Annotated in this window: 23 protein-coding genes; 8 read left to right on the plus strand and 15 right to left on the minus strand. The window is 65.3% G+C overall.

Annotated features, from left to right (window positions below; all coding sequences use genetic code 11):
* Nucleotides 1-32: 32 nt before the first annotated feature.
* The 3 genes from B4C31_RS01265 (at nucleotide 33) to B4C31_RS01275 (ending at nucleotide 1,972) form a co-directional block, all read left to right on the plus strand.
* Nucleotides 33-902: a MurR/RpiR family transcriptional regulator gene (locus B4C31_RS01265; protein WP_291531012.1), complete on the plus strand. Its 870-nt coding sequence runs from the start codon at nucleotides 33-35 to the stop codon at nucleotides 900-902.
* A gap of 95 nt (nucleotides 903-997) precedes the next feature.
* Entirely contained in the window at nucleotides 998-1,651 is a 654-nt protein-coding gene (locus B4C31_RS01270) for an ABC transporter substrate-binding protein (RefSeq protein ID WP_291531013.1), read from the plus strand.
* A gap of 33 nt (nucleotides 1,652-1,684) precedes the next feature.
* Entirely contained in the window at nucleotides 1,685-1,972 is a 288-nt protein-coding gene (locus B4C31_RS01275; protein WP_291531014.1) for a hypothetical protein, read from the plus strand.
* Nucleotides 1,973-1,989: 17 nt separating this feature from the next.
* Here the strand turns inward: B4C31_RS01275 and B4C31_RS01280 are convergent, their stop codons facing one another.
* Nucleotides 1,990-2,991, minus strand: coding sequence for an alpha/beta hydrolase (locus B4C31_RS01280; protein ID WP_291531015.1), 1,002 nt, complete (start codon nucleotides 2,989-2,991; stop codon nucleotides 1,990-1,992).
* A 176-nt stretch (nucleotides 2,992-3,167) separates the two neighbouring features.
* Between B4C31_RS01280 and B4C31_RS01285 the strand changes: the two genes are divergently transcribed.
* Nucleotides 3,168-3,599, plus strand: a complete 432-nt coding sequence (locus tag B4C31_RS01285) for a MerR family transcriptional regulator (protein WP_291531016.1) — start codon at nucleotides 3,168-3,170, stop codon at nucleotides 3,597-3,599.
* Nucleotides 3,600-3,778: 179 nt separating this feature from the next.
* Here the strand turns inward: B4C31_RS01285 and B4C31_RS01290 are convergent, their stop codons facing one another.
* The 13 genes from B4C31_RS01290 to B4C31_RS01350 all read right to left on the minus strand — a co-directional run bounded on the left by B4C31_RS01290 (nucleotide 3,779) and on the right by B4C31_RS01350 (nucleotide 19,913).
* Complete coding sequence (locus B4C31_RS01290) at nucleotides 3,779-4,000, minus strand: helix-turn-helix domain-containing protein (protein WP_414631821.1); 222 nt, start codon at nucleotides 3,998-4,000, stop codon at nucleotides 3,779-3,781.
* Between the two features lie 38 nt (nucleotides 4,001-4,038).
* Nucleotides 4,039-4,653 carry a hypothetical protein gene (locus B4C31_RS01295; RefSeq protein WP_291531017.1) on the minus strand — a complete coding sequence of 205 codons (615 nt, stop codon included), beginning with the start codon at nucleotides 4,651-4,653 and terminating at the stop codon, nucleotides 4,039-4,041.
* A gap of 419 nt (nucleotides 4,654-5,072) precedes the next feature.
* Nucleotides 5,073-7,172 (minus strand): DNA primase, encoded by a 2,100-nt coding sequence (gene dnaG / locus B4C31_RS01300; protein ID WP_291531018.1) that lies wholly within the window; start codon nucleotides 7,170-7,172, stop codon nucleotides 5,073-5,075.
* Nucleotides 7,173-7,243: 71 nt separating this feature from the next.
* Nucleotides 7,244-8,536 (minus strand): deoxyguanosinetriphosphate triphosphohydrolase, encoded by a 1,293-nt coding sequence (locus B4C31_RS01305; RefSeq protein WP_227411040.1) that lies wholly within the window; start codon nucleotides 8,534-8,536, stop codon nucleotides 7,244-7,246.
* A 16-nt stretch (nucleotides 8,537-8,552) separates the two neighbouring features.
* Nucleotides 8,553-9,911 carry an alanine racemase gene (gene alr, locus B4C31_RS01310; RefSeq protein ID WP_291531019.1) on the minus strand — a complete coding sequence of 453 codons (1,359 nt, stop codon included), beginning with the start codon at nucleotides 9,909-9,911 and terminating at the stop codon, nucleotides 8,553-8,555.
* 159 nt (nucleotides 9,912-10,070) lie between these two features.
* Nucleotides 10,071-10,586, minus strand: a complete 516-nt coding sequence (locus B4C31_RS01315; protein WP_291531032.1) for an N-acetyltransferase — start codon at nucleotides 10,584-10,586, stop codon at nucleotides 10,071-10,073.
* 219 nt (nucleotides 10,587-10,805) lie between these two features.
* Nucleotides 10,806-11,294: an S-ribosylhomocysteine lyase gene (locus B4C31_RS01320; protein ID WP_291531020.1), complete on the minus strand. Its 489-nt coding sequence runs from the start codon at nucleotides 11,292-11,294 to the stop codon at nucleotides 10,806-10,808.
* A gap of 57 nt (nucleotides 11,295-11,351) precedes the next feature.
* Nucleotides 11,352-13,313, minus strand: coding sequence for a DNA helicase RecQ (gene recQ / locus B4C31_RS01325; RefSeq protein ID WP_291531033.1), 1,962 nt, complete (start codon nucleotides 13,311-13,313; stop codon nucleotides 11,352-11,354).
* Between the two features lie 126 nt (nucleotides 13,314-13,439).
* The gene (locus B4C31_RS01330; protein ID WP_291531021.1) at nucleotides 13,440-14,453 is read right to left on the minus strand and encodes a pyridoxal-phosphate dependent enzyme; all 1,014 of its coding nucleotides are present in this window, start codon (nucleotides 14,451-14,453) and stop codon (nucleotides 13,440-13,442) included.
* A gap of 189 nt (nucleotides 14,454-14,642) precedes the next feature.
* On the minus strand, nucleotides 14,643-15,425 hold the full coding sequence (locus B4C31_RS01335; protein WP_291531022.1) for a hypothetical protein: 783 nt from the start codon (nucleotides 15,423-15,425) through the stop codon (nucleotides 14,643-14,645).
* Between the two features lie 103 nt (nucleotides 15,426-15,528).
* Nucleotides 15,529-16,530, minus strand: coding sequence for an ABC transporter ATP-binding protein (locus B4C31_RS01340; protein ID WP_291531023.1), 1,002 nt, complete (start codon nucleotides 16,528-16,530; stop codon nucleotides 15,529-15,531).
* A complete protein-coding gene (locus B4C31_RS01345; protein WP_033506383.1) occupies nucleotides 16,440-16,808 on the minus strand; it encodes a GntR family transcriptional regulator in 369 nt (122 codons plus the stop codon). Before B4C31_RS01345 ends, B4C31_RS01340 begins: the two co-directional genes overlap by 91 nt.
* 318 nt (nucleotides 16,809-17,126) lie before the next feature.
* Nucleotides 17,127-19,913, minus strand: coding sequence for an excinuclease ABC subunit UvrA (locus tag B4C31_RS01350; protein WP_291531024.1), 2,787 nt, complete (start codon nucleotides 19,911-19,913; stop codon nucleotides 17,127-17,129).
* 249 nt (nucleotides 19,914-20,162) lie between these two features.
* Between B4C31_RS01350 and B4C31_RS01355 the strand changes: the two genes are divergently transcribed.
* A complete protein-coding gene (locus tag B4C31_RS01355; protein ID WP_291531025.1) occupies nucleotides 20,163-21,416 on the plus strand; it encodes a putative ABC transporter permease in 1,254 nt (417 codons plus the stop codon).
* 87 nt (nucleotides 21,417-21,503) lie between these two features.
* Here the strand turns inward: B4C31_RS01355 and B4C31_RS01360 are convergent, their stop codons facing one another.
* Entirely contained in the window at nucleotides 21,504-23,492 is a 1,989-nt protein-coding gene (locus tag B4C31_RS01360) for a right-handed parallel beta-helix repeat-containing protein (RefSeq protein ID WP_291531026.1), read from the minus strand.
* Nucleotides 23,493-23,916: 424 nt separating this feature from the next.
* On the opposite strand from B4C31_RS01360, the gene B4C31_RS01365 reads away from it, so the two are divergent.
* The 3 genes from B4C31_RS01365 to B4C31_RS01375 all read left to right on the plus strand — a co-directional run.
* The gene (locus tag B4C31_RS01365) at nucleotides 23,917-24,558 is read left to right on the plus strand and encodes an MptD family putative ECF transporter S component (RefSeq protein WP_291531027.1); all 642 of its coding nucleotides are present in this window, start codon (nucleotides 23,917-23,919) and stop codon (nucleotides 24,556-24,558) included.
* A 95-nt stretch (nucleotides 24,559-24,653) separates the two neighbouring features.
* Complete coding sequence (locus B4C31_RS01370) at nucleotides 24,654-25,337, plus strand: energy-coupling factor transporter transmembrane component T (protein ID WP_291531028.1); 684 nt, start codon at nucleotides 24,654-24,656, stop codon at nucleotides 25,335-25,337.
* A partial coding sequence (locus tag B4C31_RS01375; RefSeq protein WP_291531029.1) for an ABC transporter ATP-binding protein occupies nucleotides 25,334-26,849 on the plus strand: 1,516 nt, incomplete at its 3' end. The genes B4C31_RS01370 and B4C31_RS01375, both read left to right, overlap by 4 nt.

Below are 26,849 nucleotides of genomic sequence, written 5' to 3' on the forward strand. Positions count from 1 at the left end.
CGAACCGCAGCGGCTTGACCTAGGAGAACGACGTGCAGACTTCCACGGGAATCAGGGAACGCATCGATCATGTGTATCCCTCGTTGCGTCCGGCGGAACGTGCCGTCGCGCAGTATGTACGCGATCATCTCGCCGAGGCGTCGGAGCTGACCGTGGGCCAGTTGGCCGAGGTCGCCCGCGTCAGCGAGCCGACGGTGATCAGGTTCTCCCGCAAGCTCGGGTTCGGCGGCTACCGTGAACTGCGGTACGTGCTGCGTCACCCGCAGGCGGAACGGCAAGCCACGTTCGACCCGCTGGAGGGATTCGACCTCAACCCGTGGGACAAGCTCGACGACGTGCCCGAGAAAACCGTGAACGCCGCCAAAACCCTGCTGGATGACATGCTCGCCTCGCTGGACCGCAAGGAGCTTCGCAAGGCCGTCTCACTGATCACCCGGACCAGGCTCATCGACATCATCGGCGTGGAGAATTCGATGGTCCCCGCCACCGACCTGTTCACCAAGCTCAACTATCTCGGGTTGACCTGCCGGCTCAACGCCGACGCCTACATGCAGCAGATCGGCGCCGGGCATCTCGAACCGGACGATGTGGTGGTGGCCTTCTCCCATTCGGGCCGATCAGCCGACACCATCAAGGCGCTGCGCCTGGCCAAGTCCTGCGACGCGCACACCATCGTCATCACCAACACCCCGGACGCGTACATCGGCAACTGGGCCGATGTACGGCTGCTGGCCGGCCGCGGGGACCGGAAGATCTACGGCAACGCCATCTTCTCCCGCACCGCGCACATCGCCATGGTCGACATCCTCTACATGGCCGTGATCCTGAGCGACTACGGCCGTTTCTCCACCGAGCTCGACCGCTCGGGGCGCTACATCCAGGACCGCGGATTCGGGGCCTGAACCTACAGAACTACGCGCGATCCGTGTAGTTTCACCCGGAGTTCACGTTCCTTTCCCCCACCTTTCTTCCGCGATGGCCGATCGGCCGCGGCGCCGTGATCGCCGTGTTCATGCTGATCCCCTCGATCCTGTCGGTCATCCTGATGACGGTCCTCGAACGCTACTCGATCCGCTACTCCAAGGTCTCGCAGGTCGAGCTGCCCAAGTCGCTGGCCGACCTGGCCGATCCGGTCTACGCAGGCCAGATCTCGGTGACCGACATGGAGGGCTCCTCCACCGGCTGGCTGATGGTCCAGGCCATCGCCGACGCCTACGGCACCGGCGAGGAAGGACGCGAGATCCTGACCGGCATCTACCGCAACGCCGGCCCGCACCTGCAGATGTCCGGCTCCGATCCGCTCAACTCGGTGCGCTCCGGCGAGGTGGCGATCGGCTTCGGCACGTTCCTCAAGGACCATCAGGGTCCGATCATCACCACCTTCACCTACCCGGAGGGCGTGAGCTTCGACTTCGCCGACATGTACGCGTTCATCAAGGAGCGCGGCTACGCCATCTACCCGGGCAAGCTGACCGACGAGGAGACGTTCCGCCTGGGCAACATCGGCGAGATCTACCCCGACGACATCCGTCGCGTGACCGAGCTGTTCGCCATGTACATGGCCGAGCGCGGACTGCTCGAACCCTGCGCCGGCACCACCGACATCGCCACCGCCATCGAGGCGATGGACGAGGCCGCGGCCACCCTGTGACAACCCGATAACCGCATAGCAAAGGATGTACTGATGACCAACCGTTTCGACGCCGTGATCTTCGACTGGGCCGGCACCACCGTGGACTATGGCTGCTTCGCCCCCGTGCAGGCGTTCGTGGAGGCGTTCCGCGAGTTCGGCGTGGAGCCGACGATGGATGAGACCCGCCTGCCGATGGGCATGCTCAAGCATGACCACATCGAGACGATGCTGGGGATGGACCGCATCGCCCGCGCATGGGAGGACGCGCATGGCGCCGCGCCAACCGATGCGGATGTGGACGCCGTCTACAGCCACTTCGAGCCCAAGCTGCTGGGCTGAACGCGCCCATCGTCCCGTCACTGGAGGTGTTCGTTGAAGAACGCCTCCAGTTTGTCGAAGGGGATCGCGTCCTTGCCGCCGCCGTCATACAGGTCGGTGTGCACGGCGTCGGGGATGATCAGCAGCTCCTTGTTGTCCGTGTACGGGTTGTCCTTGACCATGGCGGCGTAGGCGTCGCGACTGAAGTAGCAGGAATGGGCCTTCTCGCCGTGCATCACCAGCACCGCGCTACGGATCTCGTTGACATACTGCAGGATCGGCTGATTCAGGAAGGACATGCAGCCGATGACGTTCCAGCCGTTGTTGGAGTTCAGGGAACGGGGATGGTAGCCGCGCGGGGTCTTGTAGTAGTCGTAGTAGTCCTTGACGAAGAACGGCGCGTCGTCCGGAAGCGGGTCCACCACGCCGCCGGCCAGCGCATATGCGCCGCTGCGGTAGTCCGCGGTCCGCTGCGCGTTCAGCGCCCGCTTCTTCTCATACCGCGCGTCGGCGGAATCCTCCGCGTCGAAGTAGCCTTTGGCGTTGACGCGGGTCATATCGTACATCGTGGATGCCACGGTCGCCTTGATGCGGGTGTCCAGTGCGGCGGCGTTCAGCGCCATGCCGCCCCAACCGCAGATGCCGATGACGCCGATGCGTTCAGGATCCACGTTCTCCTGCACGGACAGGAAGTCGACGGCCGCCTGGAAGTCCTCGGTGTTGATGTCCGGTGAGGCCATGTAACGCGGTTCGCCGCCGCTCTCGCCGGTGAAGGACGGGTCGAAGGCGAGGGTCAGGAAACCGCGTTCCGCCATCGTCTGCGCGTACAGGCCCGCGGCCTGTTCCTTGACCGCGCCGAACGGGCCGCACACCGCGATTGCGGCCAGGCGTCCGGCGGCGTTCTTCGGCTCGTACAGGTCGGCTGCCAACGTGATGCCGTACCGGTTGCGGAAGGTGACCTTGCGATGGTTCACCTGCTCGCTTTTCGGGAACGTCTTGTCCCATTCCTCGGTGAGGGTCAGGGTTGTGGTATCCGCCATGATTCGCTGTCCTTTCCTTGCGATGGCCGCTGCGACCTGATCCGTCCGACCTCTTCCGGCTCTTCCGGACTGTGGGAGGCCGCTGTTCCGGCTCGCCGCGAACTGCAGTATGATCGTAGAAGTTGAAGTTAACTTAAGGTCAAGCATCGTGTCGTGTCGCCACAAAGGAGGACACCATGCACTATTCGATCGGTGAGGTATCGGACATCACCGGCATTGCGGCATCCACGCTCCGCTATTACGATCGTGAGGGCATGTTCCCCGCGATGGAACGCTCCTCCGGCGGCATCCGCGTGTTCTCCGACACGGAACTGGCCACGCTCAAGGTGATCGAATGCCTGAAATCCTCGGGCATGTCGATCAGGGACATCAAGGAGTTCCTGGGCTGGTGCCAGGAGGGCGACCCGTCAATCGGCAAGCGTCGCGAAATGTTCCAGCGCAGGCTCACCGAGGTCGAGTCACAGATCGCCGAACTCGAACGCACCCGCAACATGCTGCGCTACAAGTGCTGGTACTACGACACCGCCGCCGCAGCCGGCACCGAGGACGCCGTGCGGGACCTCCCCGACGATGCCATTCCGGCGGACCTGCGCGATTACCGCATCTGAACCGGGCCACACCGGTGGATTCGGCTCCCCGCCCACTTACAAGGCCCAATCGCATGCCCCATTCCGACACCCCGGCCTCTCCGGACTCTGATGCATCATAACCGTGATACATGTCGCAAACCGTTGGAATTCCAACGGTTTTGAAGTTAGTTCAGAGTCACGTTGCATCAGAGTCCGAATCATTCGGGAGTGTCGTCGTCCACGTAGTCGAGGATGTCGCCGGGCCGGCAATCCAAGGCCTCGCAAATCGCGGCGAGCGTGGAGAAACGGATCGCGGTGACGTGGTTGTTCTTGATCTTCGACAGGTTCACGTTGGTGATGCCGACGCGGTCGGCCAGCCAGTTCAGACTCCGACCGCGTTCGACCATCATCCGGTCCAATCGCAGGACAATCCGACCCACGCCGCATCACCTCCATTTATCGCTGCCATTCAAGACCGCTACACCAGTCCATCCATCTCATGCTGCATGGCCGCACCGTTCTCGAAGACGTGCGCCAACGACCAGCAGAGCAACCCGAGCATGACGAACACCGTCGAACCCAGCCCCGCGGAGACCGAAGCCCCCATCAGACCGCATATCGCCACCATCAGCCAAGACACGACCGGCAACGCGACCAGACACGTTCCCATGAAACGGAACGACCGCACTATGTGTTCGCTGAATGGCCCTTGCAACCTGTCGCGGGACTCCTCCCAATCTCTCAGCCGTCGGCACACGTCGGCAACCTCGTGAAAGATCAACGCGAGACATACCAGTATGGCAAGCTGAGCCGCCGACACCAACGCCACCAGCGGATAATACACCGTGTCACGCATACGTCCACGCCCCAGATACACGCTCATGTCCAAGAACGAGCCTGATACCGAGATCGAGTCCGCGTATACGCGATTCGCGTCGGAATCCACCACGATTGCCGAACGATTCACGTACAGCAATGCGATGCCCACGACTCCCCACGCCACGCCGAGCCAGAGTATGATCTCGATGATCCTGGCAATCACCGATGCGACGCCGCTGCCCCTGGCCCACTTTACGTCAACCTTCTGCTTCATGATGCAACCTCCTTGTCGCATCCTTTGCCTTTGCCTACATATCCATATTACACCCCAAATTAATGTTTGTCGATAAATTCATATCGTTTTACGATATACTCCGCCTTCCCTTTGGGATGTTTCATCCATCATCCCCATCCGCCTCCCCGATCCTCCGCCATCCCGGGTTTCGATCGTTCCGGACTGTGCTGCATCGTGACTGTGACGCAGGATGCAAACCGTTGGAATTCCAACGGTTGTGGAATGGTGCCAGAGCCACGATGCATCACAGTCACGATGCAGCGCAGTCACGATGGGTCAGGGTCCGGGAACGGGGCACCGAAGCGGCACATCGGGACATCGAAGCGGAACATCGAAGCCGGGAACAGGAAGCAAGGAAGCAAGGCAGGGGAGACGGGGACACTAGACGACAAAGGCGGTCAGCCGACGTTGTTGCCGTAGACCTGGGCCTGCAGGTCCTTGCGGGCGGTCTCCATCTGCGTAATCTGGCCCAGGAGAGCGATCTTCTCCTCGCCATCCGGCAGCATGGCCATCCTGCGCTTGGCCGCGCCGATACGCCGCATGAACCCCATATCCAGCAGACGCGCCAGCAGTTCGGAGGCGTACTGCCGCTCCGCCTGGGTCGCCGGACGCAACTGCACCGCGGCCGCCCCGCCACCGCCGACACCGCCTACCGGCGCGGGCCCTTCCGCCCCGTCGTCGCCGTGTTCCGGCGCGGGCAGCGGCAACGGCATCACCGCCAGCTCGTTGATTACCGGTTCCAGCAGCGGGCCGCCGGCCTTGGTCAGGTTGTGCATCCACAGCCCCTGCGGCGTGTCGTCGCTCGGCAGCCCGCCGGCGGCGGCGATGGCCTGGAACAGGGAGCGGAACACCGGCGTCATGAAGTTCGACAGCGTCAGCTGCCCGAACCAGCCGCGGTCGATCGCCCGCGGCACCTGGATCAGCGTGGCCATGAACTGCTGTTCGCAGATGAACACGGCGTCGTCGATCCGGTAATATGTCTGTTCGTTCGCGTCGCGACGTTCGAGCGCCTTGCGTGCCGCCGGATTCGCATACGGATTGCGCCCCGACTCCCCCCGCGGCTCGCGGGAGGCGGCACCGTACCTCCGTTTGGACGCGTAGGCGTCCTCGTCGCGCACGTTGAGGCGTCGGCGTTCGTTGGCGACCTCGCGCTGCAGGACGTCCAAGTCCACGCCGACGCGCCGTGCGGCCTTGCGGGTGTACAGGTCGTGCAGCGACCGGTCGCGGATCTGGGCGATCAGTGGGGCCACGGCCTTGACCGCGCCCATCTGCCCGGTGGTGAAGGTGGTGTCGAACCGCCCGATCGCCGCGTCGATGACGAAGTCGTACAGCGGTTTGGCCCGCTCGATCAGCGAGCGCACCGCCTCGTTGCCGCGTTCGATGCGCAGGTCGCAGGGGTCGAGGTTGTCGTCGGCCACGGCCACGAAGGTCTGGCTCAGGAACGCCGAGTCCAGGCCGAAGGCGTGCAGCGCGGCCTTCTGCCCGGCCGCGTCGCCGTCGAAGGTGAAGACGATGCGCGAGCTCAGCGCCTGCCCCTCGACCTTCAGCGGTCCGATGAGCTGGATGGCGCCGAGGGAGTCGTCGGCGATGAGACGGCGGACGATCTTGGCGTGCTCCGCGCCGAACGCCGTGCCGCAGGTGGCGATGGCCGTGTCCACGCCGGCCAGGTGGCAGGCCATCACGTCGGTGTACCCCTCCACGATGACCACCTGACGCTTCTTGACGATGGCGGCCTTGGCCAGGTCGATGCCGTACAGCACCTGGGTTTTGCGGTACAGCTGCGTATCCGGTGTGTTGATGTATTTGGCCGCGATCGCGTCATCCTCGTACAGTTTGCGCGCGCCGAACCCGAGCGTGCGTCCGGTCGAATCGCGGATCGGCCAGGTCACGCGGCCGCGGAAGTAGTCGTAGACGCCGCGTTGGCCGCGCCGCGCCAGCCCGGCGTCGAGCATCTCCTGCTGGGTGAATCCCTTGCTCGCCAGGTGGCGGACCAGGTTATCCCACCCCTGCGGAGCATAGCCGCAGCCGAAGCGTTCGCAGTCGGCCTGACTGAAGTTGCGCCCGCCCAGCAGCTTGCGCGCGGCCAGCGCCTCCTTGCTCATGATCTGGGAGACGAAGAAGCGTTGCGCCTCCTCGTTCGCCTCCAGCAGGCGCGCCCTCTTCGAGCCGGTGTGCTCGTTGCGTCCGGAACCGGATTCGTAGTGCAGTTCGATGTGGTAGCGGTCAGCCAGCACCTCGACCGCCTCGCGGAAGTCGATGTTCTCCTGCTGTTCGACGTATCCGAACACGTCGCCGCCCAGACCGCAGCCGAAGCAGTGCCAGACGCCGAGCGAGGGGCGGACCGAGAAGCTCGGGGTCTTCTCGTCGTGGAACGGGCAGAGGCCGACGTAGGTGCCGGTGCCGGAAGGCTTCAGGGTTACGGAGGCGGATACGATGTCGTACAGGTCCGCGGCGGCGCGCACCTTCTCCACGTCTTCCTTCTTGATCATTCCGGCCATGGTTTCCAGAGTACCGCGTGGGAGCGGATTACGCCGCGCTCCCTACGGACACGCGGGATACGCCGACCGGGTCAGCACAGGATGGAATGCAGGGCGAGCGCGGAGTTGTCGGTCAGGCTGGCCACCTGGTCGATGACCACGCGCAGCCGTTCGTCGTCGTTGGTGGCCTCGTTCCAGTCCTGCAGGAACACCGATTCGAGCGCGTCGCTCGGACGCGGCGAGTCGGCCATCAGCACGTCCACCAGATCCTCCACGATGCCGAGCTCCTCCTGATGGAACGGTTCGCGTTCGCGCGGCGCCATGACGAAGTACACGGCGATGCCCTTGAGCGCCAGGATCTCGTAGCTGGTCTGTTCGGGGATCGCCAGGTTGGCCGAGTATCGGGTCAGCGGGCCGCCGCCGTAGGTGGCGCGGGTCTCGCGCTCCACCGACCAGGCGAATCGGCCGATCAGCGTGCTGGTGATGTTCTTCAGCTGCGCCAGCGCCTGCCTGGAGCCGTTGAAATGCGCCGGGAACATGTGCTCTCGCCGCAGCCGCTCCAGGGCGGCGACCAGCAGGTCGGGGTCCCACCGCTCGCCGTACCACTCGCGCGTGATCTCCACGATGCGGTCCACGATGCGGGAGTCGGCCAGGACAATCGGATTGAACGCCCCGGTGGCGATAGCATCCTCCACGTCATGCACCGAGTAGGCGATGTCGTCAGACAGGTCCATCACCTGGCACTCCATCGGCTTGGCGCCGGCCGGAGCGCCCTGCTTGAGCCAGCGGAACACGTCCACGTCGTCCGGGTACACGCAGAATTTCACGCTGCGGCCATTGCCGCCACGCGCCACGGCCTCGGCGTAGGTCCACGGGTACTTGACCGCCGCATCGAGCGAGGCGCGGGTCAGGTTCACACCTGCCGAGCGGCCGTCGTCATGGAATATCTTGGGTTCCAGCCGGGTCAGCAGGCGCAGCGTCTGCGCGTTGCCCTCGAACCCGCCGATGCCGGCGGCGATGGTCGCCAACGCCTTCTCGCCGTTGTGTCCGAAGGGCGGATGGCCCAGGTCGTGCGCCAGGCAGGCGCAGTCGACCACGTCGGGATCGCAGCCGAGCATCGCGGCGATCTGCCGTCCGATCTGGGCGACCTCCAGCGTGTGCGTCAACCGCGTGCGCGCGAAATCGTCGGTGCCGGCGACCAGCACCTGACTCTTCGCACCGAGCCGACGCAGCGCCGAGGAATGGATGAGCCGGGCGCGGTCGCGTTCGAAGGCGGTGCGGTTGCGCGATTTCGGAGGTTCCGCCGCCCAACGCTCCTCGTCGAATGCGGTGTAGCCTTCGCTGTCGGGCAGTCGCTCCCCCGAACCGACCATCGGCTCCATCATCGTCTCCTCGCCGGTCCTACAGGATGCTGGCGGGGTCGAGCAGCCTGAGGTCGTCCTCGGAGAGCACCTCGCGCGCGTTGAGGTACAGGCGCGGGATGCGCCCGCGCAGGCAGGTGAACACCTCATAGCTGATCGTGCCGGCGGCCCGCGCCCAGTCGTCCGCGGTCGGCTCGCCGTAGGCCTCGCCGCGGCCCGGGCCGAACAGCATCACCGTATCCCCCTCGTGTACGCCGAGCTCGGCGGCGGAACCGCACAGGTCGAGCACGAACTGGTCCATGCACACGCGGCCGGACACATGCAGCATGCGCGGGCCGTCCACGGTCATCACGCGCACCGGGCCGCCGGGCTTGTCCACGTGCTGCGCGCCCTCCACATCGAAGCCGGAGGCGGAGCGGTGGATGCCGTCCGCGTAGCCGATCGGCACGATTGCGGTGCTGGTGCGCTCGCCTGTCAGGTAGGTGCGGCCGTAGGAGATGCCATGCCCGGCCTCGACGTCCTTGACCGTGCCAAGCTGCGCCTGCAGGGTCATGGCCGGCCTGAGCCGATACTTGGACGGCGTGCCCATGGCCGGGTCGGGCTCGTAGCCGTACAGGCCGATGCCGGGGCGGGTCAGCTCGAAGCGGATCTCCGGCCGGTCGAGCGTGGCGGCGGTGTTGGCCAGATGCCGGATCTCCGGCGCGATGTCAGCCTTTCTCATCAGCTCGGTGAACGCGTTGAAGTTCTCGATCTGCTGGTCGGTGGCGGCCACGAACTCCGGCACATCGGGGGCGTCGGCCACGGCCAGATGGCTCCACTGGCCCACCACGCGCACCAGTCCCTCCTTGGCCAACGGCACGAGCCGCGCCACCGCATCGGGGAAGTTCATCTCGGTGAAGCCGTTGCGCCCGAATCCGGAATCGACCTTGACGTGGATGAACGCGGTGCGCCCGGTGGCGCGCGCCGCGGCGGCGACCAGTTCGATGCCGTCGAGGGAGCCGACCGAGACGTCGATATCGTTGGCGATCAGCTCGTCGAGCGGCGCGGTGGGACCGCTGTACATCCAGGTCAGGATCCGGCAGCGGTCCAGTCCGATGCCGGCCTTGCGCAGCAGCAGCGCCTCGCGGGCCTGCGCGGTGCCCAGCCAGGTGGCGCCGCCGGCGAGCGCGGCGAGCGCGGACGGAATCAGGCCGTGGCCGTAGGCATCGGCCTTGACCACGCCCATGACGGCGGTGCCGGATCCCGGCCCACCGCACACCTCGACCAGATGCCGCATGTTGTCGCGCAATGCGGCGAGGTCCACGATCGCCTGCGCCGGGTATTCCCGAAGCGCGCGCTCATAGTTCGCCTTGCCCTGTTCGCCGGAAAACCGCCACTGCGGTGCTGCATTCAACGTCATGGTCTCCATTGTGTCCCCTTGCGGTGACGAATACGGTGCCGTTCCGTCACATATTCCGGGTTTTGTCACTTTTCGGCGCATGCCGTGCCGCCCGCCCGTGAGGCGTGTCCCATGCAGGCACGACCGGCGTCGGCGCGAAACGCGCCACGCGGACGCCGATCACCATTCGTGGCGCTGGTAGGCGATGCGCGTGGTGTCGGTGGGACGGTCGAGCAGCTGGATCAGGCCGCAGCGGGCGAATCCACAGGTCTCCAGCACATGCTGCATGGCCTTGTTGTTCGGATGGGTGTCAGCGCGCACGTTGCCGTAATGCTTGAGCGCCCAGACGATACAGTCGCGTGCGGCATGCCTGACCAGCCCCGCCGAGGCGATGCGGTGAATGGTCACATAGGCGTCGTTGTCGAGCCAGGCGCCGTCGATATGCTTGTAGGTCGGATCCTCCCCCGGGCAGAGCGCGAACTGGGCCAGGATGCGTTCCCTGCCGTCCACGCGGTCCACGAGCAACATCGTGCGATGGTTGGCGATGTCGTCGAGGACGACTTCTTCCTTGGGGAATGTGGTACCCCATTGTGTGGGGTTGCCGTTGCGCGCCATGAGTTCGCGGGCGTGCGCGTAGATCTTCTGCATCTGCGGGAAATCCCGCATTGTGGCGTGACGGAACCGCCGTGCGGGCATGGTGTCGGTCAATTGGTCCTCATCTTCCTCGTCGTCAACTGACCGATAAAGCTAGCACGGCGTATCGTCTTACGCGCACGCCTGTCCACGTGGTGACGTCCCGCATCATCATGACCATGGCCGGACGATGTCGTAGAGCCGTCCTCATGACGGTTTCCCGCTTGCGATGCGGGACGTTCCACGCGCGCAGGGCTCGCGCTGCCCTTGTGCGGCGGCCGCTCAGACCACCTTGCGTTCGAACGGGTCGGAGCTGATGCCCTGGGCCAGGATGTCGCGACACCACTGCTTGGCCGTGAACAGGCTGTGGTCGCGGTAGTTGCCGCAGCTTTCCACGGTGGTGGCGGGCACGTCCTCCCAGGTGGCCTCGTTCGCGATGAATTCCAGGGATTCCTTGAGCGCGCGGGCCACGTCCTCGGTGGAGTGCTCGCCCCAGGTCAGCAGGTGGAATCCGGTGCGGCATCCGAACGGCGAGCAGTCGATGTATCCGGGGATGCGTTCACGCAGCAGGACCGCGATCGTGTGTTCGATGGTGTGCAGGCCGCCGGTCGGGATGGCGTTCTCGTTGGGCTGGACCAGACGCAGGTCGTAGTTGGAGATTACGTCGCCGTTCGGCCCGGTCTGCGTGTCGATGTAGCGCACGTACGGTGCCTTGACCTTGGTGTGGTCCAGCTGGAAGCTCTCCACCACCGGCTTGGTGTTGTCGTTCATTCCTGTCTCCTTACGGTATTGGCTGTATTCGGATACCACCCATTATCCGCCTGCACCCTAGGCGAACTCGGCGATGGCCGCGAGGAACCGTTCGCCGTAGAGGTTCAGCTTGTTCTCGCCCACGCCGTTGACCTCCAGGAACTCCTCGGGGCTGGCCGGCCGTTTGGCGCACATATCACGCAGGGTCTTGTCGGAGAACACGATGTACGGCGGCTTGCCGATCTCCTGCGCGATATCGCGGCGCAGCGCCCGCAACCGCGCGAACAGCGCCTCGTCGTCCTCGGTGCATTCGGCGGCGTCCTGCGCGCCCACGGCCGCGGAGCCGCCGACGCCATACGCGACTCCCCCGCGTCGAGCCGTGACCTGCGGCCCGAGGGCGGCACCGTGCCGCCTTTCCACGCGTTTGATCTCATAGTGGAACCCGTCGGCGGCGGTTTCCGCAGCCCGAGGCCCGAAGCACACGATCGGCAGCCGTCCCTCCGAGATGGATAGGAACCCGTCGGTGGCCATCTGGCTCAGCACATCCCGCACCCGGGCCTCGGGCACGTCGCGCAACATGCCGTAGCTCGGGCATCGGTCCAAGCCCCGGGAGACCACGTCCTGCGCCCGAGAGCCGCGCAGCACGGCCACGATCTTGCCGGAGCCGAACCCCTGGTTCACGTCGTGCACGCAGCGGCTGATCGCCCGTGCGATGTCGGTCACGTCGATGGTCTCGAACGTGCTCTGGCAGTTCGAGCAGTTGCCGCAATGCGTGTCGCGCCTGTCATCCGGCTCGCCGAAATACCGGGTCATGTACCGGTGCAAGCAGTCGGTGGTCCGGCAGTAGCCGATCATGCCGTCCAGCAGCCGACGTCGGCTCATCCGAACGACCTCACGCTCCTCGGGATTCAGCCGTTCGTTCTCGTTGTCGGTGTCGAGCAGACGCCGACGGGTCACAATGTCGCCCTCGTTCCACAGCAGCGTGCACCGGCTGGGTTCGCCGTCGCGGCCGGCGCGTCCCGCCTCCTGATAGTAAGCCTCGATGCTTTCCGGCATGTTGTGGTGGATGACGAAGCGCACGTTCGATTTGTCGATGCCCATGCCGAAGGCGTTGGTGGCCACCACCACCGGCACCCGATCGGTGACGAAGTCGCGTTGCGCCCGCCCGCGTCGGTCGGCCAGCATGCCGCCGTGGTAGGCGACCGCGATCGGCCCGGGTTCCGCACCGTCTCCCCCGGCCGCCGCGCGCAGCTGCGGCACGGTGCGGTTGATCGCGTCGGCGAGCGCTTCGGTCTCCTTGCGTGTGGAGCAGTACACGATGCCGGAATCCTGCGGATGCGCGGCGATGTATTGCGCCACCCATGCGGCCTTGTGTTTGTTCTCCATGCGGATGACGTCGAAGTACAGGTTCGGCCGGTCGAATCCGGTGACGGTCACCAGCGGATTATGCAGACCCAGCAGCGTGACGATGTCCCGCCGCACGCGTTCGGTGGCGGTGGCGGTGAAGGCGGCGACGGCGGGCCGCTGCGGCAGTGAGGCGATAAACTCGCCGATGCCCAGGTACGCGGAACGGAAATCCTGCCCCCATTGTGAGACGCAGTGCGCCTCGTCAACGGCGACGAGCGCAATCGGCACATGTGCGGCGAACCGGCGGAATCGTTCGGTTTCCAAACGCTCGGGGGCCACATACAGCAGCCTGACCTGTCCGGCGGCGGCCTGGGCCAGCACCATGCCCTGTTCGTCCGGGTCCTGCGTGGTGTTGATGTAGGCGGCGCTCAGGCCCGCGTCGTTCAGAGCGTCCACCTGGTCGCGCATCAACGAGATCAGCGGCGAGATGACGATGGTGATGCCCGGCAGCAATGCGGCGGGAATCTGATAGCACACGGATTTGCCGGCGCCGGTCGGCATGACGCCGAGCACATCCCTGCCGGACATAATCGTTTCGACCAGCCCCTCCTGCCCGGGGCGGAACGAATCGTAGCCGAAGTACCGTTTGAGCGCGGCCAACGCCCGCGCCGCAGCACCGCCCGCGCCGTTCATGACATCCGCGTTACCCGAGATGTCCGTATTGCCTACGGTCTCCACGTGGCCCGTGGTGCCCGCCATATCCGCATCGCCAGTCATACCGCCCAAGTCTAGACGCGCACCGCCGACGACGGTAGATATCTACCGATATTGCGCGGCCAACGCCGGCGCGGACGTGCGTTCGACCACATCGCCGAATCCCTGGGCGCGCATCCAGTCGTCGTTGAAGATCTTGGACATGTAGCCGCGGCCGGAATCCGGCAGCAGCACCACCATCAGCTGGTTCTCGTCCAGATCGTGCTCGCGCGCGTACCGGATCGCTGCCGCCACGGCCATGCCGGAGGATCCGCCGACCAGCAGCCCCTCCTCGCGGGCGAGCCGCCGCGTCATCTCGAACGATGCGTCGTCCGGCACCGCCACGATCCCGTCCACCACGGACGGGTCGTAGACCTCGGGCACCTCCTCCTTGCCGGCGCCCTCCACCAGGAACGGATGGATGTGCCCTTGTCCGGACGAGAACACCGACCCCTCCGGATCGGCGCCGATGACGGTGACCGCGCCGCCGGAGACCTCCTTCAGGTATCGCCCGGTGCCGGTGATCGTGCCACCGGTGCCGATACCGGCGACGAAATGGGTGACGCGCCCCTCGGCATCCCGCCAGATCTCGGGGCCGGTGGTCCGGTAGTGGCTCTCCGGGCCGTTCGGGTTCGCGTACTGGTTCGGCATGTAGCCGCCGGGAATCGCGTCGGCGAGCCGGCGGGCGACCGAATAATACGATTCCGGATCCTCGGGATCCAGGCCGCTGGGTGTGACGACGACCTCGGCGCCGTACGCGCTGAGCACGTCGCGTTTATCCTGCGAGATCTTGTCCTGCATGACGGCGATCATCCGGTAGCCGCGCTGCTGGGCGATCAGGGCCAGGCCGACGCCGGTGTTGCCGCTGGTCGGTTCCACGATGACGCCGCCGGGTTTGAGCTCGCCGGAGCGTTCCGCGGCGTCGATGATGCGTTCGGCGATGCGGTCCTTGGACGAGCCGCCGGGGTTCAGGTATTCGACCTTGACCGCGATGGTGGCGCGGACGCCGGCGGTGACGCTGTTGAGACGGATGAGCGGGGTGTTGCCGATCAGATCGGTGATACGGGTGTGGATGGTCATGGTGATGCTGCCTTCTGCGAGTTGTTGACGGTTGCGGAATCGAAGTCGGGGGGGAATGGACGATACGACCGCGGGTGCGGCCCGATTCAGCGACAACAACAGCAGCGAATAATCATGCTGCGAGCATAGCAAAGCCGGACACGGAACCATCATCCCGCGTCCGGTATGCAGACACCTAGGTCGTGATGGTCACGCCATCGCCTCGATGCCGGGACGAACCTCCCGTCGGCGAATGAGCAGCCATGATGCCGTGCCACACAACAACGAGACCACCACCATGCTGCCCAGCAGCGGCCACAGGCTATAGGTGGACTCCCGCCCCATGCCCACGCCGCGCTGGTACACGCCCATCATGAACGCCAGCAATCGGTCGACTGTATCCCGGATTCCCGACGGCGCCAACCGCCCGTACAGCAGTGCGACGACGAACGCCACCGCCAACGCCGCAAGCACGCCGCGCACTTGCAGACGCGCCGCCAATTCGCCGAGCGTCTGACCGATCATCGCGGCCATCATCAGGAACGCGAACACCGCCAGAGTCAACACCAGCCAATTGATGCGCGGCATCGGCACGGCGGTTCTGCCAAATTCATCAGACAGATAGCGCGGATTCCATGACAGCGTATACGGATACCGGGCGATCATCTCCGCCCGCCCGACGAATATCTGCCAGGTCGGCACGCGAATCACTACAATGTCCACCACCGCCACAACGGTCAGCACCGCACCCACCGCAGCGGCGATGCAGGCGTTGCCCGCGAACTGCGTGGTAACAATGGTCCGTCGCGACACGCCTTGGCAGATCAGGAACCGGAACATCGACCAGGAGGCTACGGCTGAGGTCGCCAGGGTGAACGAGCACAACCAATAGAGCATGTCATGATCCGGGGCCACGATACCTCCAAGCAGGTGTCCGACACCGGCCAGCAGCATGTCCAACACCAGCGCAACCACCGCGACGACCACACCCATTGCGATCCACCGGCGCTCCCGCATCCAGGCAATGCGTCGGGTCCGCCGCGCAGGCCCGTCCCCACGGATACCAACCCCTCTCAACAATCCACGATCACCCACGTCAATGCCTCCTTTGCACCAATCGGGTCATATACGTCTGCAGATCAGGGGTTCGCGCACGCACGCCATCCGGCAGTCCGCCTGTGATGAAACCGGATGAAGCGGCCACGGACGCGGATGCACCACCCTCCGGCTCGGATGCCGAGACCATGCCGACCAGTGCGCTGACCGAATCGCCCCGATGCTCCACGTCCAGCACTCGCAATCCGCGACCAGCCGCATACGCGCGGACGACGTCGGACGGGCCGACCAGCAACGCCGCATGACTGCAAAGGTCCTGCACCTCGAACGAGTCGATACGTCGACCTTGATCGATGATAACGGCCCGTTCCAGGATGTCGGCGAATTCCGCGATCTCGTGAGTGGCGATCACAATCGTGCGCGACCGACGACGGTACGCCTCCAACACCGCCTCCACCATCAGCCGCCGGTTCACTGGGTCAAGCCCGGTCGTTGGCTCGTCCAGAAACAGATAATCGACCGGCATGCATAATCCGATGAGCATGCGCGCCATCGTGCGCTGTCCAAGCGAAAGGCGGCCATAGACCGCATCCGGAGACAAGCCGAATCTTGCCACCAGCTCCCGCGCCAGCCCGAGGTCAAACCGTCCGTCCATATGCGCACAATCCGCAAGCATGGCGGACAAGGTGACGCCGTCCCACCAAGGCAACCGCTCATTGGCCAAGTAGACGCGCGCCATCAGCCGCTCGCACTCCGCCAACGGTTCCCCATCCAACACGATCCGGCCGGTATCGGGAATCAGCCGATTGCCGATGCATCCTAGCAACGTCGATTTGCCGGCACCGTTGCGTCCGAACAGACCATAGATAACGTTCGGTTCAAAGGTGACGCTCAACCGATTCAACGCGGTCGAGCCGCCATACTGTTTCGTCAATGCCGTCACTGACAAACTCATTGTCGGTATCCCTTCTCGATCAGCCCGATAAGCTCCTGGCAACCGATTCCCAGTCGCCGCGCCTCCGCCACCAGGTCGGTGACGCAATCGCGCTCAAATCGCTCCCGTTCCTCGCGGCGCAGCCGCTCCATGGCCCCGGGAACCACGAACATGCCAAGTCCCCTGCGTTTCTCCAGCAGCCCCTCATCCACCAACATCGTCATGCCTTTGAGCACGGTGGCCGGATTGATGGTGTACGTACGGGAGATTTCCGTGGTGCTGGGCACCTGTTCGCCTTCGGGGAGAGCACCCGAAGCGATGCCCGCACGCAACTGGTCGGCCACCTGCACGAACAGCGGCTGCGGACCGGAGAAATCAAAGTCCACGCCTTCACCTCCAACGATCGCGATTCCAGCGCCCAACTTAACTGGTTAGTTACTTAACCAACTAACCATATAACCATGATAACGCCGCGTCATCGTTCCTGTCAACGTCATGCAATCAACAAATGCCGGCAATATGCTCCGATTCACCGCCGCATCCCCGCCCGCTCACTTCACAGGAACCACCGACATAATGGACGCCGACGTGCAGCGCCAACGGCCAACGATGGTCGCAGCCCGCAGTCAACGTGCCGCCAAACCGTCACCGTGTAACATCTCACCATCCGGCAACGCCCCCCGGCACGGCCCGCCGGCGCTCCCCTACAGCACGGACTTGAGGTACCGACCGGTGAGCGAATCGGGGTTGTCCGCGACGTCCTCGGGAGTGCCGACCGCCACGATGCGGCCGCCGTCCTCACCGCCGCCGGGACCCATGTCGATGACGAAGTCGGCGTTGGCGATCATGTCCAGGTCATGCTCGATGACGACGATCGTCGCACCGCCGTCGAGCAGCCGCTGCAGCACGCCGATCAGCGTGCGCACGTCCAGCGGATGCAGGCCGGTGGTCGGTTCGTCGAGCACGAACATCGACGTACTCTGCTTCTTGCCCAGCTCGTTCGACAGCTTCAGCCGCTGCGCCTCGCCGCCGGACAGCGACGGCGTATCCTCGCCGAGCGTCAGGTACCCCAGACCCAACGACGACAGGGTCTCCAACGCCGCATGGATGCGCCGGCACAGCGTCGACGCGATGAGATCGCCGCGACCGTCCGGCACGGCGCCGGCGCCCCGCGCGCTCGACCCATCCCGCGCAACGTCGTCCTGCGAGACCGGTTCATCCGACGTGGACGACCCGGCTTCCCGCTCCGCGTCCTTCTTCGGGTCGAACACCGCCAGTGCCTCGTCCACACTCAACGCCAGCATCTGCGGCATCGTCAACCCGCGCGGGCGGCCCGGCGTCGCCAGGCGCACCGCATCGGCCTCCGGACGGTAACGCCGCCCCTCGCAGCTCGGGCAGGGGATCGTCACATCGGGCAGGAACTGGATGTCCAGGTCCACGCGCCCGGTGCCGTCGCACTGCGGGCAGCGCAGCGAACCGGTGTTGTACGAGAAGTCGGCGAGCTTGAACCCCCGCGCCTTCGCCGCATCCGTGGCGGCGAACGCACGACGCAGCATATCCATCACCCCCGAATACGTGGCGAGCGTGGAACGCACGTTGATGCCGATCGGCGTCGAGTCGACGATGCGGACACGCTCGACGCCCGCGGGGTCGATCGAGGTCACATGCGCCGGCAGCGGCCGGCCCTCCGTACACGCCTCGATCGCCGGCACCAGCGATTCCAGGATCATCGTGGTCTTGCCGGAGCCGGAGACGCCGGTGACGGCGGTGAGCCGCCCGCGCGGGATCGCGACGTCCAGGGCGTGCACAGTGTGGATCGGCGCGGTGGCCATGCGCAGCCATGTGCGATCGGTTGCGGATTCGCCACCAATCGCATATTGGCCCGCATCACCATCGGATACCGCCTCAATCGCAAGGTTCCGCCCACCGACCAAGTCCGGGACACTTCCCGTCCCGTCAAACTCACCGACGACGCCGGGCACCGGCCCCGTCCAATCCGACGGCAGCGGCGGGATCACGGCACGCTCGCGCACCACGGACGCTTCGCGACCGGTCAGGAATCCGGCGATGCGTGAATCGGGGTTCGCGGCGATCTCGTCCGGCGTGCCCTGGGCCACGACGCGGCCACCCTCGCGGCCGGCGCCCGGACCCATCTCGATGAACCGGTCGGCGGCACGCAGCACACGCACGTCGTGGTCGACGAACACCACCGAATTGCCAGCGTCGAGCAGATCATGCATCACGCCGATCAGGCCTTCGATATTCGCCGGATGCAGGCCGGTGCTCGGCTCATCCAGAACATACAGCACGCCGGTGGTCTCGTTGCGCACCGCGCGCGCCAGCTGCGCACGCTGGCGCTCGCCGGTCGACAACGACGCCGACGAGCGGTCCAACGTCAGATACCCCAACCCCAACTGCATCAGACGACCGCCCATCTCAAGCAGCGTGGCCGTCAACGTCTCCGCCATCTCCCGCATATCGGCGGGCAGCGCGGCAGGCACCCCCTTGCCCCAGTCCAATATGTCGCGCAACGCCCACGAGGTCACCTCGGCCAGACCGTATGAGCCGATGCGCGGGGCACGCGCCGCGTCGCTGAGCCGCGTGCCGCCGCAATCCGGACAGGTGCGCTCCGCCAGGAACTTCGCCACCTTGGCGAACCGCTTCTCATCAACGGCGCGATCCAGCTCCTTCAAGACGGTCAGACGCGCGTTGCGGAACGTGAAATCCAGATCATGCACTCCCTTCATCGAGGTGACGACGATATGCTTCTTCTCCTCCGGCCCGTTGAACACGATCTCGCGTTCGGCCTCGGTCAGCTCACGGAACGGCACGTTCGTGCGCACGCCGAACTCCCGGACGATGTCGGGCTGCACATTGAACCCGAACGTGCGCCATGGGACCACCGCCCCCTCGTCGATGCTCAGCGACTCGTCGGGGACCAGCGTGGCGTCGTCCACGTCGCGCACGATGCCGGTGCCCTGGCAGCGCGGGCATGCACCGGTGGAGTTGAACGCCAGGTCCTCCGCGCCTGGTCCCATGAACGCGGCACCGCACTCGGGGCAGACCGTATCGGCTCCGGTGGCCACGGCCAGCGACGGCGGACAGTAATGGCCATTCGGACAGCGGTGGCTGGCCAGGCGGGAGAACATCAGCCGCAGCACGTTCAACAGTTCGGTCATCGTGCCGAAGGTCGAGCGCATGCCGCCCGCACCCGGACGCTGGTGCAGCGCCAACGCCGGCGGCAGGTAGCTGATCTCATCCACCTGCGGGCGACGTGCCTGGGTCATGCGGCGGCGCGTGTAGGTGGACAGCGCATCCAGATACCGGCGCGACCCTTCCGCATACAGCACGTCCAACGCCAGCGAGGACTTGCCCGAACCGGAGACGCCGGCGATGCCGACCAGGGAGTCCAGAGGGATGTCCACGTCCACATTCCTCAGATTGTTCACGCGAGCGCCGCGCACCTTCACCGCGCCCGGACGTCCACCCATCGCATGCTCCTTTCGCCGTTCCCCACTCCCATCGTAACGGCGCCCGGTGCGCACGGGCTCAGACGCACCAGCTCCCGAAGCTGGCCGCGACCCGCCATTGTCGCGCAATTTGGCAACATGCGTGGGCAGGCCCTGCCTTACGTCGGCGTGTCGGCGCCACCCGTAGGAGGGTGGCCCGCACCGCCCGCGGCTAGGATAGAGGCATACGACCCGGCACCGAGTCACATGCCCGGCCATGAAGGAGATCCCATGTCATCCACTGCATCCATACCATCCGTCAATCCGCCCGCCGCGAATCCGCCGGCGAGCGCGCCCGGCCGGATCCCGCTGCTGATGAGAATCTACGGCGTCATCTGCCTGGTCAGCGGCGCGACCGTGCTCGCCGGCGGCGCGCTGATCATCTGGGCGCTGGCCACCGGCGGCACCGATGCGGTCAGTCACTCGCACCATGTCACGCTCACGGTGACATTGACCGTCATCCAACTCGTGCTGGTCTTCCTGCACAGCGTGGCCGACGTGGTCTTCGGCGTCTCGCTGCTGCGTAACCGGAGACGGCACGCGGCGCTTTACGCCTATCTGCTGGTGCTGCTGAACATCGTGATCGGCATCATCACCATCATGCTGTTGGGCTTCAAGGGGCATGTGGCCGATCCGCTGATCCGCATCGCCATCCTGCTGGTCATCGCCTCCACGGTGGATCCCTCGCTGCGCCGCGAGCGCGAACTGGCCAGGCAGCAACGCAACAAGGAGCTGGAGCGCGAGGCGGCCGCCGGCACGCTCGGACGGGCCAAGGACGGCCGCGGATTCATTGCGCTGAACTTCTTCAACCTGTTCTGGGTGTTCACGGTCTGCTGCGTGATCGGACTGATCATCGAGACGGTGTACCACATGGTGATTGTGGATCCGGGGCACTACCAGGATCGCGCGGGCATGCTGTTCGGCCCGTTCTCGCCGATCTACGGCTTCGGTGCCACGCTGATGACCATTGCGCTCAACCGGTTCTACAAGGCCAATCCGGCCATCATCTTCCTGGTGTCGGCGGTGATCGGCGGCGCGTTCGAGGCGGCGACCAGCTGGTTCATGGAGACCTCGTTCGGCGCGGTGGCATGGAATTACTCCGGGTTCACGATTCTCGGCCTGTTCCCCGATCCGATCGCCACGCTGACCGGCGGGCGCACCAGCACGCTGTTCATGTGCATGTGGGGCGCGCTGGGATTCGTGTGGATCAGGTTCTGCCTGCCGTGGCTGCTGCGGCTGATCAACCATATCCCCTGGCGCTGGCGGTATGCGGTCACCACGGTGTGCGCCCTGCTGATGCTGGTCGACGGCGTGATGACGCTGCAATCATTGGAGTGCTGGTACGACCGGGAGTCCGGGCTGCAGCCGAACTCGCCGGTCGAGGTGTTCTATGCCAAGCATTTCGACAACGACTACATGCAGCACCGCTTCCAGAGCATGACGATCACGCCGGAGAAGACGGCCCGCGTAGAGACCGCGAACTGAGGTGCACCCTACTTCGAGATATACGTTCGCACTGGCGAAAAATGGCCGTTCGAGGACCGTATCTCGAAGTAGGGCGCACCCTGTCTCTCACCACAACGGTCGCGTAGCCTCCTCAACACCCGCCAGAGGTCCGGGCGCCACGGCCACGCCGCGGTACGCACCGAAGTAATCACGGTCGAAGACGATGCGTGTGCCATCGGGGTTCTCGAAGCGCTGCTCCGGTTCGAACGCCCGGCCCAACACGTCGCTGTCGACCATGCCGGCACGGAAATCGTCCAGCACGTCATACAGGTTCGTCTCCAGACGCGGCCGGCCGTCCTCGCCGACCGTCACCTCCACGCTCACCGGATGCTCGGCGTCCACTAGGCAGTCGGTCTCATGCTCCCATGCCTTCGCGCCGTTGAAGTACACGTTGCCGCGGCACCAGACCGGCAGCGCATGGTTGTGCGCCGGATCGAGCTTGGCCATGTCGGGGGTGTCAGTGTCCATGTCGAACATGGCGATCCACTCCTCGTAGGTCGGGTATCCGTTCCACACATGGGTGCCGACCTCGCGGTTCTCCTCGTCCTTGCCGTCATCGCTGTCATGCAGCGTGACGAACGGCTCCGCCGGCCACTTCTGCACGAAGATGTTGTTGTAGAAGCGGTCGTCGCCGTGCAGGATGGTCATGAATCCCATGACCTCGGTGCGGTGCGGGATATGGTACGGGGTGTAGCGCGGGCCGGTGCCGCCGCCCACGCAGGTGAACGCGCCGCAGATCAGGTTGTGGACCATGGCCACGCCCTGGGTGGCGAATCGCAGCGTGGCGTCGGACAGCAGGATGTTGTTGTCGATCAGGGTGGGTCCGTGTCCCACTTCCACGAACAGGTCCTGGCTCATCATGCCGCCCTTAAGCTGCTTGGCGAATGTCGGACGCTGGTTGTCATGCAGCAGGTTCTGGCTGATGCGCGTGCCCTGTGCCTCCCAGTCGCACCAGATGCCCATCGTGCAGTGGTGGATCCAGTTGCGCCGGATCGTCACATCGATGGCCGCGTGCATCTTGATGCCGGCAATCTCGGCACCGCCCAGCTCCATCATGTTGTTGATGTGGTGGATGTGGTTGTCCTCGATCAGCGAGAACACGCCGCCCATGCGTCCGATGATGCCGCCCTGCTGGCAGTCGTGGATGTTGCAGCGGCGGATGATGTGCCCGCCGACCTTCTCCTTGAGCCAGCCGTGATACTGGCCGCGGCAGACGGCATCGCGCTCCATCTGGGTCGGGCTCTTGACATGCCGGGTGGTGAAGTAGTGGTCGTTGTCCGGATCGCAGTACTTGCCCAGCGAGATGCCCGCGCACTTGCTGTTGCTGATCTCGCAGTCCTCGATGATCCAGCCCTTGGACCAGTGCGGGCCGATCATGCCGTCCTGGTAGGCGGCGGGCGGCGCCCATGTGGTCGCGGCCTTGGTGACGGCGAAACCGCTGACCGTGATGTAGCCGATCCCGGTTTCGGATGGCATGAAGCATTCGCGGCGCACGTTGATCTCCACGTTCTCCTCGTTGGGGTTCCGCCCCTGGAAGTTCGCGTAGATCACGGTGCGGCCGCCGTCCTGTTCCGCGTACCACTGGTAGACGGAGGCCTCCGGTTCCCAGGAGGTTTCCGACGGCTCGGCCTTGAGGCAGGCCTGAACGCTTGCGGCCTCATACATCATCCTGTCGTTGAGGTAGACGGCGCCCGTGTGCTTGCTGCGGCCGGCGAAGTACCAGTCGCCGTACACGTAGGTGGTGTACGGGTTGTAGTCGCCGAACACCGTGTTGTCGATGCGGGCGACCCATACGCTGCCCTGGTACGGCTCCCAGTCCCGCACCCGTTCGGCGCCGGTGATCACCGCGCCCAGCGGTTCGACGCTGCGGTAGGTGATGCGCGCGTCCTCGGTGCCCGCGTGGCGCGGATTCACGTATTCGCGGTAGATGCCGGGGGCGACCAGTACCTCGTCGCCGGGCATGGCGATGCGCGCCGCATCGTCGATGTGTCGGAATGGACGCGCCTGGCTGCCGTCGCCGTCACGTTCCGCGTTGATGTCCACATAGATCCGCATCTTGGTTCCCTTCGCGTCGTTGCAGGATCCGGAGCGGCGTCGGCACCGCCCCGTTTTAGTTTGCTCGTTTTACATATTAGCGGTGCTCGCCGAGACAACCCATAGGACACGCGCATCCCTCTGAAATCAACCGATGCAACGATTACGTCCACGCCTGGGATCCGGGACGCCGCGATGCCCGCAGGCATAAGTCGCCGTGCTCGCGGACCGGTTCGTGAGACTCGGGAACGCCACAGCGAGGTGCAGAAGGGTTCGATACCAGACATCTGCCGCAAAATCGCCGCATTATCGCATACTTCCACCCAAAAGAACAGTCTTGTTTTTCCTGTGTTCGTTCGTTAGCTTGACAACCAGATGACCATCCGTCACCAATCCGGCACACCCGCCCCTCCCGGAGTGCGGGGAAGCCTACGAAGGAGCCGCCATGACCGACGCGCCATACACCGCCCACGTTCCCGCCAAGCCGCCCCGCGGTTTGGTCGCGCTCTCCATCCCCGACCTGATCACGATCGGCGTGTTCACCGCCATCTACTTCGCGCTTGTGGCCGCCTGCACCTTCGTTTCGGCCATCGTCTTCGCCGGCTTCGGTTCGATCCTGCTGCCGGCACTGTGTGCGCTGGTCTCCGGCTGCGTGTACATGCTGCTGATCGCCCGACTCGGCAAGTTCGGCGGCATCACCGTCATGGGCCTGGTCATGGGGTTGTTCTTCCTGATCTCCGGCCATTTCGTGCTGGCGTTCCTGGCGAACATCATCTGCGCCGCGGCCGCCGACCTCATTGCATCTGTGGGTAAGTACCGCAGCAGAATCGGTATCCTGGTCAGCTACGTGGTGTTCTCCTACGGCCTGACGGGCCCGATCCTGCCCCTGTGGTTCATGAAGGACGCCTATGTGACCTCCCTGGAGGCCAAGGGCAAGGACGCCGCCTACATCGATGGCGTGTTCGCCCAGGTGAACACCAGCTCGTTCTGGCTGGCCATGGCGGCCATCCCGGTATGCGCGCTGATCGGCGGATGGTTCGGTCAGCGTATGATGCGCAAGCACTTCGCCAAGGCGGGCATCGTTTGACCGGCGCTGTACGGCGAACCGCGGAAGCCGCTGCGCAGCCGCCCGGCCCCATCGCCGCCGCGTCACGCCCGGCGCGGCGCGCGTCTCGACTGCGTTTGGATCCCCGCACCAAACTGTTCCTTCTCCTGGAGGCGAATCTGCTGCTGTTCTGCCACGTGACCACGCAGACCGAGGCGCTGCTGACAGGCTGCTTCCTGCTGTTGCTGTTCCTGTCCGGCAGAACCCGTTCGGGCATACGATTCGCGCTGATCTACGCCGCGCTGCTGGCGCTCAGTCTGATCGAGCCACCCGCCGGAGGAGGCGGTGCATGGCTGTCCATCATACCGATGCTGGCCGTCGGCATCCGCATGCTGCTGCCCTGCCTGATCACCGGCGCGTTGGCGTTCACCACCACCAGCCCCGGTGAGTTCACTGCGGCGCTGCGCCGCATGCACGTTCCGGAGACGATCGTCATCCCCTGCATCGTGGTCATCCGGTTCTTCCCCACCCTGCGCGAGGACTACCGGCATATCCGCAACGCTATGGCGCTGCGCGGCATCCCCTCGGGCGACGGCTCGTTGCTGCGGCATCCGGCGCAGTCGCTGGAGTACATCATCGTGCCGCTGCTGATGAACGCCACCGTGGTGGCGCAGGACCTGGCCGCGGCCGCCATGACCAAGGGACTGGACGCCCCGGGTCGCCACACCAGCATGACCGAGCTCCGCGTCGGCCTACTCGATTGGACGACCATGGCGCTATGCGCCCTGCCGCTGATGCTCTTCCTGGCGGGAGTGCTATGAACAACACCCCGGATTCGCGAATCGGCACAGGCCGCATCGTCATCGACGCGCAACGCATCGGTTTCCACTACCGCACCGGACCATCAGCCGACATGACAGCACCCGAACGCGATGCGGACGGCACGCCGCCCGCGCCGCCCAACAGCATGCCAGCCGACATGTCCCCCGCACTGGACGACGTCACGCTCACGATCCGCAACGGCGAATTCGTGGTGCTCTGCGGCCAGAGCGGCTGCGGCAAGACCACATTCACCCATCTGTTCAACGGACTGATCCCCACGTTCCACACCGGTGACCTGACCGGCGCCTGCACGGTGTACGGACTGGCGGCCGGCCGGTCCGCCATCGAAACCTACGCGGCCGTGGTCGGCAGCGTCTTCCAGAACCCCAAAACCCAATACCTCAACGCGTTTGTGGCCGACGAACTGGCTTTCCCCTGCGAGAACGCCGGATGGGAGCCGGCCGCCATCCGCGAGCGCGTGCGGCAGGTCGCCGAATCGTTCGATATCACGCATCTGCTGGATCGGAGCATCTTTCAGCTGTCCGGCGGGCAGAAGCAACGCATCGCCGTGGCCGCGGCCTGCATGCCCCGCCCGCGGCTGCTGGTGCTGGACGAACCGACCAGCAATCTGGACCGGCAGGCCATGGCGGACCTGAACGCCATGCTCGCGCGGATCAAGGCGACCGGCGTCACGGTTGTGGTGGCCGAGCACCGTCTGGCGTGGTGCGCCGATCTGGCCGACCGCTACGTGCTCTTCGAATCCGGACGTATCATGCTCGACTGCCCCGCCGACCGGTTCCGGAACATGCCGGACCGGCAACGCGAGCAATGGGGACTACGCGCCTTGGACATGACACCGTTCCGCACCACGGTACAGCGTATGACCACGTCCCGTGACCAGCCACGCACCGATACCACGGTTTCGACGCCAGATGACGAATCCCTATGTCAGGGCAGCGAGGGGGCACCAGTCATCGCCACCCGCGGGCTGACCGTCGGATATCACGACGCCCGCCCGTTCGCTCGGTTGCGCCGATCCCGCACCAAACATGCGCGATTCAGTCGCACGATTCCCGACCTGACGCTGCGCACCGGGCGGATCGTGGGGTTGATGGGCCCCAACGGGGCGGGCAAGACCACACTCGTGCGAACCCTGGTCGGACTGGCCAGGCCACTGGCCGGCGGCATACTCCGGCATGGACGGACGGCAGGCCCCCGCGATCTGACGCGCCACGGGTTCCTGGTCATGCAGGATGTGAACTATCAGCTGTTCGCCGACTCGGCGCGAGGCGAGCTGCTGCTGTCCACACCATATCGTGACGTGGCCCACGCGCCGGCGGATGTTCTGCGGGCCGCCGACCGCATCCTGTCGCAGCTGAATCTGACGGAGCTGGCCGACCGGCATCCGATGAGTCTGTCCGGCGGGCAGAAGCAGCGCACGGCCATCGCATCGGCGTTGATGTGCAATAAGGAGCTCATCGTATTGGATGAGCCGACCAGCGGTCTGGACC

Source organism: Bifidobacterium sp. UBA4282 (assembly GCF_002394995.1).
Lineage (GTDB): Bacteria > Actinomycetota > Actinomycetes > Actinomycetales > Bifidobacteriaceae > Bifidobacterium > Bifidobacterium pullorum_B.